This is a genomic window from Curtobacterium sp. MCJR17_043 (assembly GCF_003224315.2).
In the GTDB taxonomy this organism is placed as follows: Bacteria; Actinomycetota; Actinomycetes; order Actinomycetales; family Microbacteriaceae; genus Curtobacterium.
The window spans coordinates 378220-393611 of record NZ_CP126259.1 but is presented as its reverse complement, the minus strand read 5'-3'; the positions used below and the strand labels follow the sequence as shown (position 1 = coordinate 393611).

Below are 15392 nucleotides of genomic sequence, written 5' to 3'. Positions count from 1 at the left end.
CGGCTGGAAGTGAGCGGGGCGCCGCTGCGGAGCACCCGCGGCGGGCTTGTCGGCGTGGGATAGCGCCGACCGTCGCGACCGCCACGCGGAGCAGATGGCCGCCGCCGACGTCGACCCCGTCGCCGTGCAGGCGCAGTACGGTGCCGACGTCTCCAACGCCAAGCATCCGCGGCCTGCCATCACGACCACGCGTGGTGCCGCGAAGGCCCGCAAGAGCGTGACCCGGGCGATGGGTACTCAGCATGAGCGCGGGGGAGCGCGGCCGGTGAAGACCGCGCTCCCCACTGCCGTGGGCTAGTCACCAGCCGGCGGGTCGAGATTCTGTGACGGAGCAGTCGTCGATGAGCAACGTCCCGCCGGTCGATGGGTCCTGCTGTGTGAACACCTGCAGTGTTGAGGAGTTCCCGTCCGTGCTGATGTGCCCAATCCATTCGATCTTCGTCCATACGCCCACGGTGAGTTCTGGGATGTCCCAGCCCCTTGGGAGCGCTTGCCGCTCGGATCCGGGTGCCCATTCAACGTCGCGCATCGCGGCGCTCATGCCCGCGGCGGTGGGCCGCACCCAGCAGGAAGCCCAGTACCCTCCGAATCGGACTCCGTTGCGCTCAACGACACGCTGAACCCCGATCGTCCCGGCGGCGCTTGATGCGGGGATGACGGACAGGGCGCCAGACCCTCCGTGTGCCGGTGATGCCACACGATTGATCGTGCCGTCTCCGATGGCGGTCCATTCGTCCGTGCCGCGCTCAAATCCTGGATCCGTCAGTACCTCTCCAGGCGTCGGTGTGACGGGGGGCGCGCTTTGCTGCCAGGAACGTTTGCACGCCGCAACCGGTAGACACGAACATTCGGCGTTGTGCGATGACGAGATTGCCGTCTGAGCTGCTGCCATCCGTGCACGCATCCACAGTCTCGGTCCGCTGAGCGCCGGTCACTTCGTCAAGCGCGACCACGGTGGTCGGACTGCCCGTGTTGGCGCGCTGCGTGAACCAAACCAACCCATTCGAGACGACGGGAGCTGCGACGGCACGGAATGCAGTCGAGCCGTCGATCGGCAGGGCATGAGTCCAGAGCACCTTCCCGGTCGTGAGGTTGATAGCGCGGACGGTCGACGCGATTCGCGGGAATCCGGTCAGTTCGCTTTTTGAGGTGAAGAACCCGACATTGCCGTCGAAAGCGATCGCTTGATCCGAGACCGGTAGGGTGCGGACGATTCGTCCAGTCTTCGCCCCGAGCACGACTGTCTTGCTGCCGGAAACGTAGAGCATCCGTCCGTGAGCTGAGATGTCCGGCCTGTCGCCTGACGCATACAGGCCCTCGACGCCGGCGGGGTACTTGGTGCTCCACAGCAGCCGACCCTTTGGGTCCGTCGTTCTGACTTCACCGGAGTCGGCGTAGTGCACTCGGCCGCCGGTCACTATCGAGACTCCAGGTGACGACTCCTCGCCGAGGCTGAGCTTGAAGAGGAACTTCCCCGTTGCTGCGGATGCAACCCTGTCCAAAGTGGAGACCACCCCGGATCCAACGCTGACTGAACGTCGCGGGTTACCGCCGATGGCATGTGACCACAGAACCTTCCCGGTCTGGGCCGAGAGCGTCTTCGTGACCCGCGACGATCCGTTGCTGTCGACCTGCGTGACGTACACCTTGCCACCGGTGACCGTTGCCGAACCGACCCAGTCGGCTTGGTTTCGCCACTGCAGTTTTCCAGTCGCGGTTGCATACGCGGAGAGGCTCGAGCACCCGTATTGCTGTTCGGCAACAATTGTTGACGTTGCGTTCACGCTGATGGAGGTCGCGGTGACGTTCCCGGCCTGCGGGCATTTTGGCGGAGCATTCCGCCAGCTTGGGGTGATCGTGGCAGGCAGCTTTTCAGCCAATTGCGCATTCTGGTTCGCGCCATCGATGCCAGCACCAAGGGCGATGGTGCCGCCGCTCGGGGCCACGGTGTGGCCAGCAGTGATTCCGATAGCAGCCGTGGCGGTTTCGGGCGCGACTATCACGCTGAGGAGAACGGCCACGGAGACGAGGACGGCGGACGTTGAACGCCAGGGCATGCGGAACTCCGATCGGCGGCGACGCTCGCACAGCATCGCTCTCCCGGCAGCGTAACGGTCGAGCGGTCCTCGCGTTTCCGCTGTGGCCAGGTCTCTAGCGGCGAGCTCTTTATGTGCGGCGGATCTCTGCTTACCGATCGAGGTGCAGCGTGAGTTCCTTGCTGCTCTCAAGGTCGGGATCGCGCAGCATGAAGACGATCAGACGAGGCGAGTCGTCTGTGACGGTCGCGGTCCACTCCGTGCCGTTTGCAGCTGCCCAGGACATGTCGGTGCCGGTGAAGTTGATCAGGTGGCTGTCGTTCCTGAGTCGCCACGAGCCGCCGCCGTCGACGGGGTCACCTGTCGCCTCGAGGCGCACTGCGGCCCGCGGGAAGTCAGTGAAATGCGCTTCGCCGTCGCTGGTGAGTTCGAGCGTGCTGCCGCTTTCCGATGTCCAGGTGCCGACCAGGGCACTCTGTCGGGGTGGGGCAACTGAGGTGCACCCGGCAAGGACGCCTAGGCCGACGACGGCGAGGCAGACCCCTGGAATCAGCTTCAAACGGCGCTTGCCGTGCATGAGTACCTAACGTGAACGAGACCTTTGGGTCCTCGCTTCGATGAAGACCGACCCAATCCTACGAGGGCAGCCGTGCTAACCGGAGAGCTGCCCTCGCACACTTGGGGCTCGGCGATCCCGGCGCGGTGCGTGCTGCTCTCTACGATGGTGCGGGTGACTCGCGCGATTGATCCCTCCGCTGCCGACCGCAGTACCCACGTATGGGGAACCGCCGGCCTGGTGTTCATCGTCGGTCTCGTGATCGGTCTGGTCGGGGTTACCGAGCGGACATTGTGGCTCGATGAGTCCGCAACGGTGATCGCTGCGACCCGGTCATGGTCAGGCCTTGCCACGCTGACGGGTGAAATCGACCTCGTACATGCTCTGTACTACGCGGTGCTGCATGTCTGGTTCGGTGTGGTCGGGTACTCGCCGGTGTCGTTGCGTGCACCGTCTGCGGTCGCGATCGCAGCGACCGCGGCACTCCTGGTACCCCTGGGGCGTCGACTGCTGAGCTACCGTCTCGGGGTTCTCGCTGCAGCCGTATTCTTAGCAACCCCTGCTGCGCTGCTCGCGGCAACGAACGGCCGATCCCAGTCCTTTGAGATGCTCGCAGCCGTTGCCGCAACGCTGCTGCTGGTCACAGCAGCGCGTACCACGGCTCCAGGTTCGCGGTCTCGCCTCGTCGCGGCGTGGGCGGGGTACTCGCTCGTCGCGTTCATCGGGGTGCTGTTCAACCTGTGGTTCGTCTTCGTCGTGATCGCGCACGCCCTAACCGTCCTCGTCCTCGCAGCGCGACGACGCGAAAGCCGGATACAGCTTCTTGGCGGAGCGGTTACCTCGATGCTGGTTGTCGCCGTCGCCACTGTCCCGTTCGCAGTTGGAGCAGTTGCACAGAGCTCCCAGATCGGCTTCCTGCAGCGGCCCAGCGCCCGGAGCGCTGTTCTGACCGTGTTCCGGGACCAGTCGTTCGCGCTGCCGTTGGTGCACACCGGCACGACTTGGCCGTTGCTGCTCGCAGGTGGGAGCTGGCTGCTGGCGATCATCGGTGCCATCTGGCTCGTGCGTATTCGGCCGGGCGTGCTGAGCGTCGTCGTGCCGTGGCTCTTCGTCACGCCAGTTGGACTGTTGGCCGTAACGATTATCGCGTCTCCAACGTTCTCTGACCGGTACTTGGCGATGTGTGTGCCGGCGCTTTCGCTGCTGGTTGCAGCAGGTGTGATGGCGTTGACGTACCGATTCCGGGCAGTGCTGGCGGTCGTTGCAGGGCTGGCGTTGCTGGTGTTCGGGGCGCACGCGTGGCAGTTGGTGCGTTGGGGCGACCCGGCCACCGTGGACTGGCGCACTGCAGCGACAGAGATCGAGCAGGAACGTTCGGCAACTAGTGGTCGAGCAGGGATCATCTACGGCGCCATGGCCCGACCGCCGCTTCAGCTTGCGGTGGACTACCCCGACGAGCTCGAGCACGTGAGCGATCTCACGAAGACTCCGCCTGCTCCGTCCACCGGGTTTTGGGCGAAGAGCCGCTCCGTGGGTGACGCAGTGGCTCGTACTGACGGCTACGCGGTCGTTTGGTACGTCGGGGAGCCTGCGAGCCCCGAAGTGCCGGCGGTGACGAGCGCTATGCGCGGCAAGGGGTTCATCGCCGAGGAGACGACGCTTTTCGACGGCGGCATACTCCTCGAATATCGTCGTATCGATTAGCTCCGGTTCTGTCGAGTCCCTTGTTGTGGGGGGAGCGGGCAGCGCCGTCAATCTCTATCGTTCTCAGTGTCCGTACAGGTTCTCCAGAGGGGCTGGTTGAGCGTGCGGTGACTTCGCCGTGGAACGGCGTGAGGGGTTGGTCTCGCCGTGCGCGTTTCGCGTCAGAGCTGGATTGTCACTGTCGGAATCGCACTGGTTGCGTTGCTCGCCTCGATGCTGTCGGTCATCGCGCAGCCAGCGCCTGCGCAAGCTGCCGTGACGGGTGATGGCGGTCAGTACGTGTGGTCGTACGGGCGTGTGCTGGATACACGTGACGGGACCGGTGGGTTTTCCACCCCGATGCCGGCGAACACGGAGCGGAAGATCCAAGTTGGCGGTACGGCGGGTGTTCCCAACGACGCGTCCGCGGTGGTCCTGAGCGCGACGGTCGTGCACCCGGGTGGGCAGGGCATCCTGCGCGCCAAGCCGGACCGTGACACCCCATCGGCGATGGTCATGGTTTACGGCGGCGGCGGCCTCGACACCATGTCCAACATGGTGACCGTGCCGATCGGTGACGACGGCAAGGTGACGTTCACCGCAACGACATCCGTCGACCTGGTGCTGAACGTGCAGGGCTACTACACCTCCACCGACGGTGGCGTCGCGCCGGGCGGATTCGTGGTCGGAACTGGCAAGGAAGCAGCGAACACGACGAACGGCACGGGGCTGCCGCAGCAGAAGATCGGTGCGGGTAAGAGCGTCGACATTCAGATCACTGGTGATGAGGCTGGCGTCGATGTCCCCGCGAACGCGTCAGGGATCGTTGCGAACTTCCTCGTCCTCTCCCGCGATGGCAACGCTGGCCTCATCAAGCCCTACGCCGCGGGCGGAACCGAGGGCAGCGTCGGCATGAACTACCCGGCCGCGACAACGTCGGCGATGTCGGCACATGTCGCGCTGAGCGGTGACGGGAAGATCACCGTCTACAACCAGTGGGGCATCATCGATCTCGTCGTCGAGATCCAGGGCTACTTCACCCAGACCAATCAGGGCGGCGTTTTCACGCCTGCGTCTGGGACCCTCTACGACACCCGCACCGGCACTGCCGTGCCCTCCGGCGGGACCCGCGCAGTCCAGGTCGCAGGTCAGCAGGGCGTGCCGCAGATGGGTGCCGGTGTCTCCGCGGTTGCCGTGACGCTGACCGCGATCAACGGCACCTCTAGTGCTGGCACCGCGACCCTCTGGGCGAACGGCGTGACCCGCCCCAACCCGCTGTACTCGGTGACGTTCCCCGCGAACACGACTCGGTCGAACACCGTCATCGTGCCGCTAGGAACGGATGGCAAGATTCAACTGTGGAACTCAGGGCCAGGGGCCGTGAACTACCTCGTCGATCTGCAGGGCTGGTACAACGCCCTGCCAACAGGCCCCGGAACGACGGGAATCACGGGAAGTCGTCCGTCCGCGACGACGTTGCCGTTCAACATCACCGACCAGACCAGCGCCCGAGTGGACGTCGCCACCGGCAACCTGAACGTGCAGAACGTCGGCCTCACTTTGCCCGGGACAACCTCCTCTGTGCCGATCGGCATGGCGTACAACTCCCGTGGCTGGCGAGTCGATGACACGGTCTCCTATGAAGCGAACCGGTGGGAGGGCGCTTTCGCTGGCGTCGGCACGCTCTCAACTAACGGCACCGGCGTTGTCTATACGGACGCCTCCGGTGCGACGTGGCCGTTCGCGACGACGGACAACGTCAACTACGTCACCCCGGCCGGATTCAAGGGCGACCTGGTGCGTTACGCATCCGGTTACACGATGACGATGTGGGGCTCGAACACGAAAGTCGCGTTCAACCCGAACGGGTACCCACTGACCGTCACCGATGACAACAAAGAGCCGCAGCAGGTGAAGCTCGCCCGTACGGGACTTCGTTTGGACTCGATCACCTCCACCGCTGGCCCAGCTGCCGCCCGGAAGGCGTCAGTGGCGTTCCAGAACCGGACCACGACGATCACTCAGGCGGCCGGCACGAACGCCGCGCGCTCGATCCGGTACGGCAAGGACACCAACGGGAACCTCACTTCCTACACGGACGCGACGGGCAAGACCACCACGTTCGGCTACAACGGCAACGACTTGACCTCGATCACTGCTCCCGAGGGCGGCGTCACTGAGTTCACGTACGACAGCCAGCAGCGAGTCACCAAGATCGCCCAGCGCAACACCACCGCCGGTTCCCCCCGGAACGGCCATAACGCGGATCAGCTACGCCAGCACCACCTCGACGCTCGTCGCGGGACCGCGCTCGGACCAGAACGCTGCAATCGCGGACGCCAAGCACACCACCTACGAGCTCAACGCAGACACGCACCTGGTGAAGAACGCCACGGACGCGATGGGCCGCCAGCAGTCCCGCGAGTACAACCCGCAGAACAACGGTGTCACCTCATCGACCGTCGGCACCGGGAGCGCCGCGTCGACGACGACAGGGGAGTACGGAGCGAATGCGTCGCAGTCGCTGACGAAGGTGCAGTCATCCTCCGGATCAGCGTCCTCCGCCACATACGGTGGCGCCTCCTCATCGCCATACCTCGCAGACAGCTCCACCGACAGCGCTGGCAACAGCGTCAAGATGGGCTACGACCCGGCCGGAAACATGACCTCGTCCAGCACCGGCGAAGGCGACAACGCAGCGACCGCAAAGCTCGAGCGCAACGACGACGGCACCGTCAAGACTGCCCTCGCTCCGGGCCAGGTCGAAGCCATCAGCAACAAGACGCAGTACTTCTACAACAGCAACAAGCAGCTGCGGAACGTCACCGCGCCTGCCGAAACCAGCATCGGAGCGAAGGACTACACCTACGACTCCCTCGGTCGGCTCGCGACCGAGACCGACGGCCGCGGGAACACCACCTCGTTCACGTACGACAACAACGACCGACTGCTGAGCACCGCGTTCAGCGACGGCACCACGACCGTGACGAACACCTACGACGGCAACGGCAACAACACCAGCCAGGTCTCCGCCACCGGCACAGTCACCAACACGTACGACCAGCAGAACCGCTTCACCAGCACCCTCAACACCGCCGGTGGCGGACAAGTCAGCTACGGGTACGACCTCGCCGGCAACACCGTCAAGGTCACCGACAGTCAGGGCACCGTCACCCACGACTACGACTCCTCGAACGCCCTCACCGCCACCACCTACCCATCCGGCGCTGGCACGGCGAAGCAGCTGTACAAGATCGACGACCACGGCCGCCGTACCGACACCTGGCTCAACGCCACCCCCAACGGCGGCGACGACCCGACGGTGTGGAAGGCGCACCAGAAGCTCGAGTACGACGGCTCCGGCAAGGTCACCCGCGTGCTCGGATCCCGCGACAGCAGCAGCCCGTCCTCCGTTGTCGACACGAAGTACTGCTACATCGCCGGCACAACCGCCGGCGGCAGCTGTGATCCCGACAAGGGCAATGACCGCGACCAGCTGCAGTGGTCCAAGGACATGACCGGTCAGATCACCGAGTACGACTACAAGACCAGCGACGGGAAGAGCTCCACACGACTGCAGAAGGTCAAGCAGACCGGCGGCGCCCAGAACACGACCTGGACGTTCACCTACGACAAGGCGGGTGACCGAACCGAAGCGAAGGCAGTCGACACGGACACTAAGCGCGTCATCTCGGACACACAGCTCAGCTTCAACGCGCTTGGGCAGATCACCACCGCCGGGTACCAGTACGACGGCACCGGCAACCTGATCGCTGCGCCGGGGGGAGTCCTTCACCTACAACAGTGCCCAGCAGATGACGTCTTCTACGAAGGATGGCGTCAAGACCAGCTACACGTACGCTGGCGCCGACATGAACAAGATGCTCTCCCAAGCAACCGACGGCGGCAAGGCGTACCAGTACACGTATGGAACGTCCGACAGCAACGGTGTCCCCGTGATCACCGCCCGTGCCATCGCCGGCGTCGGCACTGCATCCGTGCTGAGCGATCCCTCGAGTGGAAGTCCGCTGGCTCTTCGGACGACCGACGGGGCCACGAGCATGTGGGTCATTGACGGCATCGGCAACCCCGCCGCCGCCATCACCGACAAGGGTTCGACGGCCTATACCGTCTCGTATTCGCCGTACGGCGGTGAGACCGTCTCCTATGGTGATACCAGTATCCAGTGGCAGCAAAGCCCTTACGGGTTCAAATCAGGTATTCGCTCAAGCAACTCCGTTAACGGAATTACGAAGTTCGGTTATCGTTGGCAATCCGCCGTCACTGGTATGTGGATCGAGCGCGACACCCTGGATGCCCCCCTTGATCCCGGCAATGCGAACCGATACGCGTACGCTGGGGATGACCCAATTAACAATTCCGATCCCACAGGCCGAGACTTCTTTACTGCTGCCGAGCAGTACATCACGACCGCAGGAACATATGCGGCTGGCGGTGGAGTAGTTGGTGGGACGATTGGGTGCGTCGCGGGAGGAGTTACCGGCGCCGTCGGTGGAAGCGCAGTTCCCGTAGCAGGGACGGTCGCTGGCGCGGTTGCGGGCTGCGCAGCTGGATTTGGCACAGCGGCAGAGGTGGGTGTAGGGATTGGCGGCGCTGTGGGTATTGGTGTTGCTACCTACCGAGCTATCCGTGGCGATTACTCCTGACGTCACGGTAGATAGGAGCAGGGCATGTCCGCCAAAAGTAGAATCATTTTCGAACGAATTGGTTTCGTATCGTCAGTGGTAGCACTCGTCCTAGGTGTGTTCAATTTGATTTTTTCGCCTGAGAAGCCAGGGTCGTGGCTTCCACTAGTAATAATCATGCCTATCGTGCTGATGGCTTCCGCCAAGCGACGCAAGGGTGCCAATAAGAAAAAATGAGATTCGTGGCGGTCCTCGCTTACTGCCTTCGCTGCTATGAGTTACGTCCGCGACACCACGACGCAGGTCGTCCCTGCAGGAGTCGACCAGTTGCGTCGAGTGGAACTGTCTCAGACGTCGAACTGTCTCAGACAGGGCAAACTGGGCTGAGGTGATTAACGAGGTGCCAAGCGTGAATACGACGCTGATGAATTGACAGTACCGGTGCCGCACGCCTTGGCTGGACTGCCATCGATACGACGGCAAACTGGGTTCGGGTGCGTCTCGCACCTGGAGATTGGATCGGCGGCCGATTTGGCCGCCGGTCCTATTTCAGTACCTACCCAGAGCCACATGACCTGTTCATCGAGGAACAGTGGAAAATGAGCGATGACGGGGAGTTCACGGCGCCAGTCGAGAACGCTGCTGGATTATGGCGATCGTGGCCGGCGGGCGGCCGAGCACGTGCCAGTCGTCCGGACGTTCAGTGAGCAGCTCACGCACCCGCGGTGCAACCTGCTCGCCGAGGAGTCGGATGCTCCGCTCGCGCGCCTCGCGCGGGATGCCGGGAAGGTCGTACTTCAGGTCGAAGCGGGAGAGGTGGTTCGACCGGGCGACGGAATCGATCCGCCGAGCCAGAGTCTCGACCGAACCCACGAACAGCGCTCCCGTCGTGACCTCTTTCGCGTAGAGGGCTCGGGAGGGGGGCCGGGAAGCCGCGCTCAGTGCTGGCTTGGGTCATCAGCGCTTCCCAGTGCGGCCAGTACGCGTCCTGCGCCTCCTCGTCGGTTTCTGCGATGAGGCCGTTCCCGTGGTGCGCGATGGGCAGCTCGGGCCGGCCGAGTTGGTCGAGGCTTCGCAGATACAGGTCCGCGTGCGCGGCGAAGCGTTCCGGCGGTCCGGCGACGACGGAGATCATGAGCGGGAGCCCGTAGCGCGCCGCCCGGACGACTGACTCGGGGCTGCCACCGATGCCGATCCAGGCGGGGATACCCCCCTTCGGGCATGCGCGGCTGCAGGCGCACGCCCTGCAGCGGGCTGCGGTGTTGACCCGACCAGGTGACTCGTTCTTCGCGCATGAGACGGACGAACAGGTTCAGGTTCTCCTCGAACAGTGCGTCGTAGTCCGCCATGTTGAACCCGAACAACGAGAAGGACTCCACCGAGGAGGCCCTGCCGAGGATGACGCGCGCACGGCCGTTCGACACCGCATCGACGGTGGCGAACGCTTGGTACAGCCGTACCGGGTCGTTCGTGGACAGCACGGTCACCGCGGTACCGAGCCTGATCGTGGAAGTGGCCTGAGCTGCGGCCGCGAGCAGCACGGGGGTGGCCGTGTCGACGTTCCCGGGGCGGTAGTGCTCCCCGATGCTGAACACGTCGATGCCGACAGACTCGGCCAGCTGCGCTTCCCGCACGAGGAGGCGCACCTGCTCTGGGTCGCTCAGTACGTGGCCGGCGTCCGTTGCTGGATCCCCCGAAGGAATCCGCCCCGATCTCGAATTTGGTGGGATCGACCTGCATGGTGGCGCGCTCCTGTGCGGCGGTCGTGGGGCTAGTTGCCGGCGAGAGCGCCCATGAAGCCGGAGATGTCGCCGATGGCGTTGTGCTCGACGATCTGACCGTCGCGGATGACGTCGACGGCGACTGCCTCGAGGCGGGTCATGTTGCCGTTGGCGGGCATGCCGAACAGTTCGCCGGTGCTGAAGGTGCCCTCGAGGACCCAGTGGGTGTAGACCGTGTCGCCGTCTGCGGCCTGGCCGAGGATCGTCATGGTCTGCTCGGGGATGGCGGTCTTCGCGGCGAGGTCCGACCCCATCCACATGTCGCGGTTCATCGCACCGCCGTTGGTGTGGTTGATGAGGTCCTGGGAGATGTAGGTGTCAAACGCGCCTTGCAGGTCGCTGCCGTTGTAGGCGTCGTAGAACGTGCGCGCGATGGTCTTGTTGTCGTCGGTGGTGCTCATGGTCTTGTCCTCACGGTGAGAGTGTTTGCCCACGGATGTGGGTGGGGAGGGGTGCTGCTCGTAAGCGAGCGGGAAATCAGTTGGCGGAGAGCAGCAGCGTGTTCAGGCTGGGGTCTCGGACGAGGAAGCCGGCGTCGGATTCCTCGATGGGTCCATCGACGGTGCCAAGGACATGGTCGAGGCGCTCGTGCGTGTCGAGGCGGAGGGTGAAGGCGCGCATGCGTGCGGTCCCTGCGGGGGGATTGCGGTGCGCCGATGCCTTGCCAGGTGTTCACCGCGATGCGGTGGTTGAACGCGCCGCCGCCACCGAGGTCGCCCATGTGGAAGCGGGGTGCCCACACGGCCTGGTTGAACCCGAACGTGCGGTAGAAACCGTAGGCGGCTTCGAGGTCCCCGACGTACAGGTGGACGTGGCCGATCTTGGTGCCCTCCGGTACGGGGAGGGTTGTGTCGTCGTCGGGCAGTGCGGCGAGGACGGCGCGGACGTCGAGCGGCTCACGACCGTTGGAACGGCTGCCGTCCTGGCGCAGCACGTACGGGCCGTTGTCGTCGAAGTGGAACCCGCGGAGACGTTCCGGGGTCTCGAGGGTGATCTCGACCGTGATGCCGTCCGGGTCGAGGAGGTAGATCGCCTTCGACATGATGTGGTCGGTCGGTGAGATCTGCCAGCCGACGCGGATGAGGCGGAGCAAGATCCGGGCGAAGTCGGCTTCTGTCGGCGGGTGCACGGCGAGGTGGTAGAGCCCGCTGTGGCCCTGCAGGAACCCGGTCTGGGCGCCCGGGTGCAGGGTGACGAGGGTCTGTGCCTTCGTGCCGAGCTCGACCTCGTCCTGGGACTCGGACCGCAGGACGAGGCCGATGACATCGGTCCAGAACGCGGTGGAACGGCCGAGGTCGGTGACCTCGAGGTGCACGGCACCGAACTCCGCGACCTCACGGTCCGGCGTGCCAGGCGCGGCCGCGTTCGGGGCGGAACGCGGGCCCGAAGAAGTGTCGAGGGGGGGTTCATTGCTGCTCCTGCAGAGTTCGACGTCGGCGTGGGTCCTGGCCGCGCGAGCTGCTGCCGGAACCGAGAGTTACTTGAACGATCAAGTAATGAGCATCACTGTACGCCATCTTGTTGAACTGTCAACAACCGTGTGCAGACCATTCCTGACTGCTCGTCGCGGCAGGAGCGGGCCTGGATGCAGACGCCCGCCAGCTGGGCGACGAAGGTGTCGTCAGCTGGCGGGCGGGAAGAGGAGTCAGCGTGCGATCGGGAGGAACGTGCGGTAGATCGGCACCGCAACCGCCGTCGTCACGAGGTGCATGATGCCCAGCGCCACTCCCGCGGTGATCGCAGCGGAGCCACCACTGACGGCGAGGAGCACGTCGGGGATGAGGGAGAGCACCAGGACGACCGGGACGAGGATCGCGAGCGCGCGCCCAGCCGAACGCGTGCGGCTGATGAGCGCCCACCCGATCGCGCCGATCAGGACCCCGACGACGGTGAAGGTGATGTAGGCCGGCGGCGTCAGGCCTTGCACTGCAGGGTCAGCACCGGCCGCGAGGGCGCTGACGGCGATGATCGCGTTGGCGATGCTGCCGATGACGGCGGCGAGGACAGTCGCGACGAGGACCCCGCGGAGGCGGCTCGGGCGGCGGGTTGTCGTGTCGATCGTGCTCATGGGAGTTTCCGTTCTGGGAGGCGCGGCCGCATCGGACGAGCGGGCGCGACGGAGCAACGGGCTGGCGAGTGCCAGTCCGGGCGGTCGGGGGTCTGTGGAGTGGGCGGCCTGTGGAGTCGTCGATCAGTCGTGAGCGACCGGCGCAGCGGCGGCGCGCGCCGCCGGACCGCAGTCGGCGTCCGGCGTCAGGAGGTTCGCGGCGATCGGCCGCAGGATCTCGGCGAGATCGCCGACCCGCTCGGGCGGGATCGCATCGAAGAACGCGCGTCGAGCCTCCTCGACGTGATGCGGAGCCGCTCGCTCGATGAGTGCTCGTCCGTCCACGGTCAGGGTGGCCACGAGCGAGCGCTTGTCCGTCTCGGACGGCACGCGACGCACCCACCCACGCTTCTCGAGCTTCGTCACCGCGTGTGACAGACGGGAGAGTGATCCGTTCGTGAGGAAGGCCAGGCTGCTCATCGGAGCGCTGTCGTCGGGAGACTCGCTGAGCATCGCGAGGACGTTGTACTCGAAGCGGGTCATCGCGAAGTCACGCTTGAGCTGCGCGTCGAGCGCCGAGGGCAGCAGCTCGATGATCGCGAGGAGATCCATCCAGGCTGCCGCCTCGGTCTTGTTGAGCCAGCGCGGTTCGTCCATGCGCACATCGTCGCAGAAAAAACTTGACCGTTCAACAAAACGCTGTGTACTGTCGGCCTCGTTACTTCAACGTTCAAGCACAAGGAAGATCATGCTCATCGCACTCTGGATCATCAACGGCCTCCTGGCGCTCGCGTTCCTCGGAGCCGGCCTGATGAAGCTGGCCCGTCCCGCGGAGGCCCTGGCCAGCAGCGGCATGGGCTGGGCGGCCGACTTCGCCAGCAGTCACGTCAAGCTCATCGGCCTCGCGGAGGTCCTCGGTGCGATCGGCTTGATCCTGCCGCTGCTGCTCGACGTCGCGCCGGTCCTCACCCCGATCGCCGCGATCCTCCTCGCTGTCCTCATGCTCGGCGCCGTGGTCGTCCACCTGCGCCGCAAGGAGTCCCCGGCGGCTCCGATCGTCCTGGCGATCCTCTCGATCGTCAGCGCGATCCTCGGTTTCGCCGCCCTCTGACCACACCCTCTCCAACCGCACCACCTCTGAAACAGGAGCACACATCATGACCAGCATCAGCATCCTCGGTACCGGCAACATGGGCACCGCGATCGCCTCCGTCTTCTCCGACGGCGGCGCTACCGTCGAGTCGATCAAGCACTCCGACGAGCCCACCTCCTTCGCCGGCGACATCGTCGTCCTCGCCGTCCCGTACGCCGCCCTCCCCCGAGATCGCCGACAAGTACAAGAGCGTCCTCGCCGGCAAGACCGTCGTCGACATCACCAACACCGTCGACTTCGCCACCTTCCAGCCGGTCGTCTTCGACGCCGGCAGCGGTGCCGCGGACCTCGCCGCCCGCCTGCCCGAGTCGCACGTCGTCAAGGCGTTCAACACCAACTTCGCCGGCGCGCTGGCCACGAAGAGCGTCGGCGGCAAGAAGACCGCCGTGCTCATCGCCGGCGACGACGCCGACGCGAAGGCCGCTCTCCGCGACGCGATCACCGCCGGTGGTCTCGACGCCTTCGACGCCGGCCCCCCTCGCCCGCGCCCACGAGCTCGAGGGCATCGGCTACCTCCAGATGGGCCTCGCCGTCTCCGAGCAGATCAGCTGGACCGACGGCCTCGGGGTCATCAAGTGACGATCGCCGTCACCGGCGCGACCGGCAACCTCGGTCGCCTGATCGTCGGACACCTCCTCGCTCGTGGCGTGACAGCCGACGACGTCGTCGCCATCGGCCGGAACGCCGAGCGCCTCTCCGCGCTGTTCGCTGACTCCGGTGTCCGCACCGCCGTTGCCGACTACGCCGATCCGGCGGCCCTCGCGTCCGCGTTCGACGGCGTCGAGACCCTGGTGCTCGTCTCCGGCAGCGAGGTCGGTCAGCGTGTGCCGCAGCACACCAACGCCATCCGTGCTGCGGAGCAGGCCGGCGTACAGCACATCGTCTACACCAGCGCTCCCCGCGCCGATACGTCGACGCTGTTCGTCGCTCCTGAGCACAAGGCCACCGAGGACCTCCTCGCGGCCTCGCCCGTCACGGCGACCGTGCTCCGGAACAACTGGTACAACGAGAACTACGAGCAGGCCTTCGCCCAGATCGCCGCGACCGGCCAGTGGCTCGCCAGCAGCGGTACCGGACGGATCGCTTCGGCGGCTCGCTCCGACTACGCCGAAGCGGCCGCCGTCGTCGCTGCGACGGGTGCCCACCGTGGCGAGACGCTCGAGCTCGCCGGTGACACCGCCTGGGACGGCGCGGAGTTCGCCGCGACCGCAGGCCGCGTCCTCGGACGTGACGTCGCGTACGCCGACGTCTCGTCGCAGGAGCACCAGCAGGTTCTGGTGTCCGCCGGTCTCGACGAGGGCACCATCGGGTTCCTCGTCGGCCTCGACGTAGCCGTCGCCGACGGCGCCCTCGACGGCCCCTCCCCGGTCCTCTCCACGCTGATCGGTCACCCGACCGTGACACTCGAGGAGACCTTCCGCAGGCTCCACACGGCCTGACCCATCCGCGGAACGACAACGCTCCGTGGTGCCGGACGACAGACGGCACCA

Annotated in this window: 15 protein-coding genes and 2 pseudogenes; 7 read left to right on the top strand and 10 right to left on the bottom strand. The window is 65.5% G+C overall.

The window, feature by feature from the left end; genetic code table 11:
* Window positions 1–94: 94 nt before the first annotated feature.
* Window positions 95–298 (top strand): hypothetical protein, encoded by a 204-nt coding sequence (locus tag DEJ15_RS02035; RefSeq protein WP_284175524.1) that lies wholly within the window; start codon window positions 95–97, stop codon window positions 296–298.
* A gap of 448 nt (window positions 299–746) precedes the next feature.
* Here the strand turns inward: DEJ15_RS02035 and DEJ15_RS02030 are convergent, their stop codons facing one another.
* The gene (locus tag DEJ15_RS02030) at window positions 747–2021 is read right to left on the bottom strand and encodes an outer membrane protein assembly factor BamB family protein (protein WP_284175523.1); all 1275 of its coding nucleotides are present in this window, start codon (window positions 2019–2021) and stop codon (window positions 747–749) included.
* 166 nt (window positions 2022–2187) lie between these two features.
* A complete protein-coding gene (locus tag DEJ15_RS02025; RefSeq protein WP_146232827.1) occupies window positions 2188–2613 on the bottom strand; it encodes a hypothetical protein in 426 nt (141 codons plus the stop codon).
* 72 nt (window positions 2614–2685) lie between these two features.
* Between DEJ15_RS02025 and DEJ15_RS02020 the strand changes: the two genes are divergently transcribed.
* The 4 genes from DEJ15_RS02020 (at window position 2686) to DEJ15_RS17425 (ending at window position 9628) form a co-directional block, all read left to right on the top strand.
* Window positions 2686–4296 carry a glycosyltransferase family 39 protein gene (locus DEJ15_RS02020; RefSeq protein WP_110826195.1) on the top strand — a complete coding sequence of 537 codons (1611 nt, stop codon included), beginning with the start codon at window positions 2686–2688 and terminating at the stop codon, window positions 4294–4296.
* 2359 nt (window positions 4297–6655) lie between these two features.
* Entirely contained in the window at window positions 6656–8350 is a 1695-nt protein-coding gene (locus DEJ15_RS02015) for a hypothetical protein (protein WP_284175522.1), read from the top strand.
* A complete protein-coding gene (locus DEJ15_RS02010; RefSeq protein WP_284175521.1) occupies window positions 8337–8942 on the top strand; it encodes an RHS repeat-associated core domain-containing protein in 606 nt (201 codons plus the stop codon). Before DEJ15_RS02015 ends, DEJ15_RS02010 begins: the two co-directional genes overlap by 14 nt.
* Before the next feature lie 473 nt (window positions 8943–9415).
* Entirely contained in the window at window positions 9416–9628 is a 213-nt protein-coding gene (locus DEJ15_RS17425) for a DUF6338 family protein (RefSeq protein WP_220032663.1), read from the top strand.
* On the opposite strand, the gene DEJ15_RS02005 is transcribed toward DEJ15_RS17425, so the two are convergent.
* The 7 genes and pseudogenes from DEJ15_RS02005 to DEJ15_RS01980 all read right to left on the bottom strand — a co-directional run bounded on the left by DEJ15_RS02005 (window position 9540) and on the right by DEJ15_RS01980 (window position 13406).
* On the bottom strand, window positions 9540–9794 hold the full coding sequence (locus DEJ15_RS02005; protein WP_284175520.1) for a hypothetical protein: 255 nt from the start codon (window positions 9792–9794) through the stop codon (window positions 9540–9542). The genes DEJ15_RS17425 and DEJ15_RS02005 overlap by 89 nt on opposite strands.
* Before the next feature lie 112 nt (window positions 9795–9906).
* Window positions 9907–10110, bottom strand: a pseudogene (locus DEJ15_RS17420) (LLM class flavin-dependent oxidoreductase); the annotation flags it as partial.
* A gap of 94 nt (window positions 10111–10204) precedes the next feature.
* Window positions 10205–10555 (bottom strand): annotated as a pseudogene (locus DEJ15_RS17415) (LLM class flavin-dependent oxidoreductase); the annotation flags it as partial.
* A gap of 137 nt (window positions 10556–10692) precedes the next feature.
* On the bottom strand, window positions 10693–11103 hold the full coding sequence (locus tag DEJ15_RS01995; protein WP_110826192.1) for an ester cyclase: 411 nt from the start codon (window positions 11101–11103) through the stop codon (window positions 10693–10695).
* A complete protein-coding gene (locus DEJ15_RS01990) occupies window positions 11100–12017 on the bottom strand; it encodes a VOC family protein (protein WP_284175518.1) in 918 nt (305 codons plus the stop codon). The genes DEJ15_RS01995 and DEJ15_RS01990 overlap by 4 nt, the downstream gene beginning before the upstream one ends.
* Window positions 12018–12347: 330 nt before the next feature.
* Entirely contained in the window at window positions 12348–12770 is a 423-nt protein-coding gene (locus DEJ15_RS01985) for a DUF6069 family protein (RefSeq protein WP_220032662.1), read from the bottom strand.
* Window positions 12771–12893: 123 nt separating this feature from the next.
* Window positions 12894–13406 carry a MarR family winged helix-turn-helix transcriptional regulator gene (locus DEJ15_RS01980; protein ID WP_110826190.1) on the bottom strand — a complete coding sequence of 171 codons (513 nt, stop codon included), beginning with the start codon at window positions 13404–13406 and terminating at the stop codon, window positions 12894–12896.
* A 91-nt stretch (window positions 13407–13497) separates the two neighbouring features.
* On the opposite strand from DEJ15_RS01980, the gene DEJ15_RS01975 reads away from it, so the two are divergent.
* Complete coding sequence (locus tag DEJ15_RS01975; protein WP_110826189.1) at window positions 13498–13860, top strand: DoxX family protein; 363 nt, start codon at window positions 13498–13500, stop codon at window positions 13858–13860.
* Here DEJ15_RS01975 and DEJ15_RS17410 read toward each other — a convergent pair.
* Window positions 13829–14296 carry a hypothetical protein gene (locus DEJ15_RS17410; RefSeq protein ID WP_349814782.1) on the bottom strand — a complete coding sequence of 156 codons (468 nt, stop codon included), beginning with the start codon at window positions 14294–14296 and terminating at the stop codon, window positions 13829–13831. The two genes, DEJ15_RS01975 and DEJ15_RS17410, sit on opposite strands and share 32 nt — an antisense overlap.
* Between DEJ15_RS17410 and DEJ15_RS01965 the strand changes: the two genes are divergently transcribed.
* Window positions 14289–15341 (top strand): SDR family oxidoreductase, encoded by a 1053-nt coding sequence (locus tag DEJ15_RS01965; RefSeq protein WP_349814781.1) that lies wholly within the window; start codon window positions 14289–14291, stop codon window positions 15339–15341. The two genes, DEJ15_RS17410 and DEJ15_RS01965, sit on opposite strands and share 8 nt — an antisense overlap.
* Window positions 15342–15392 lie beyond the last annotated feature (51 nt).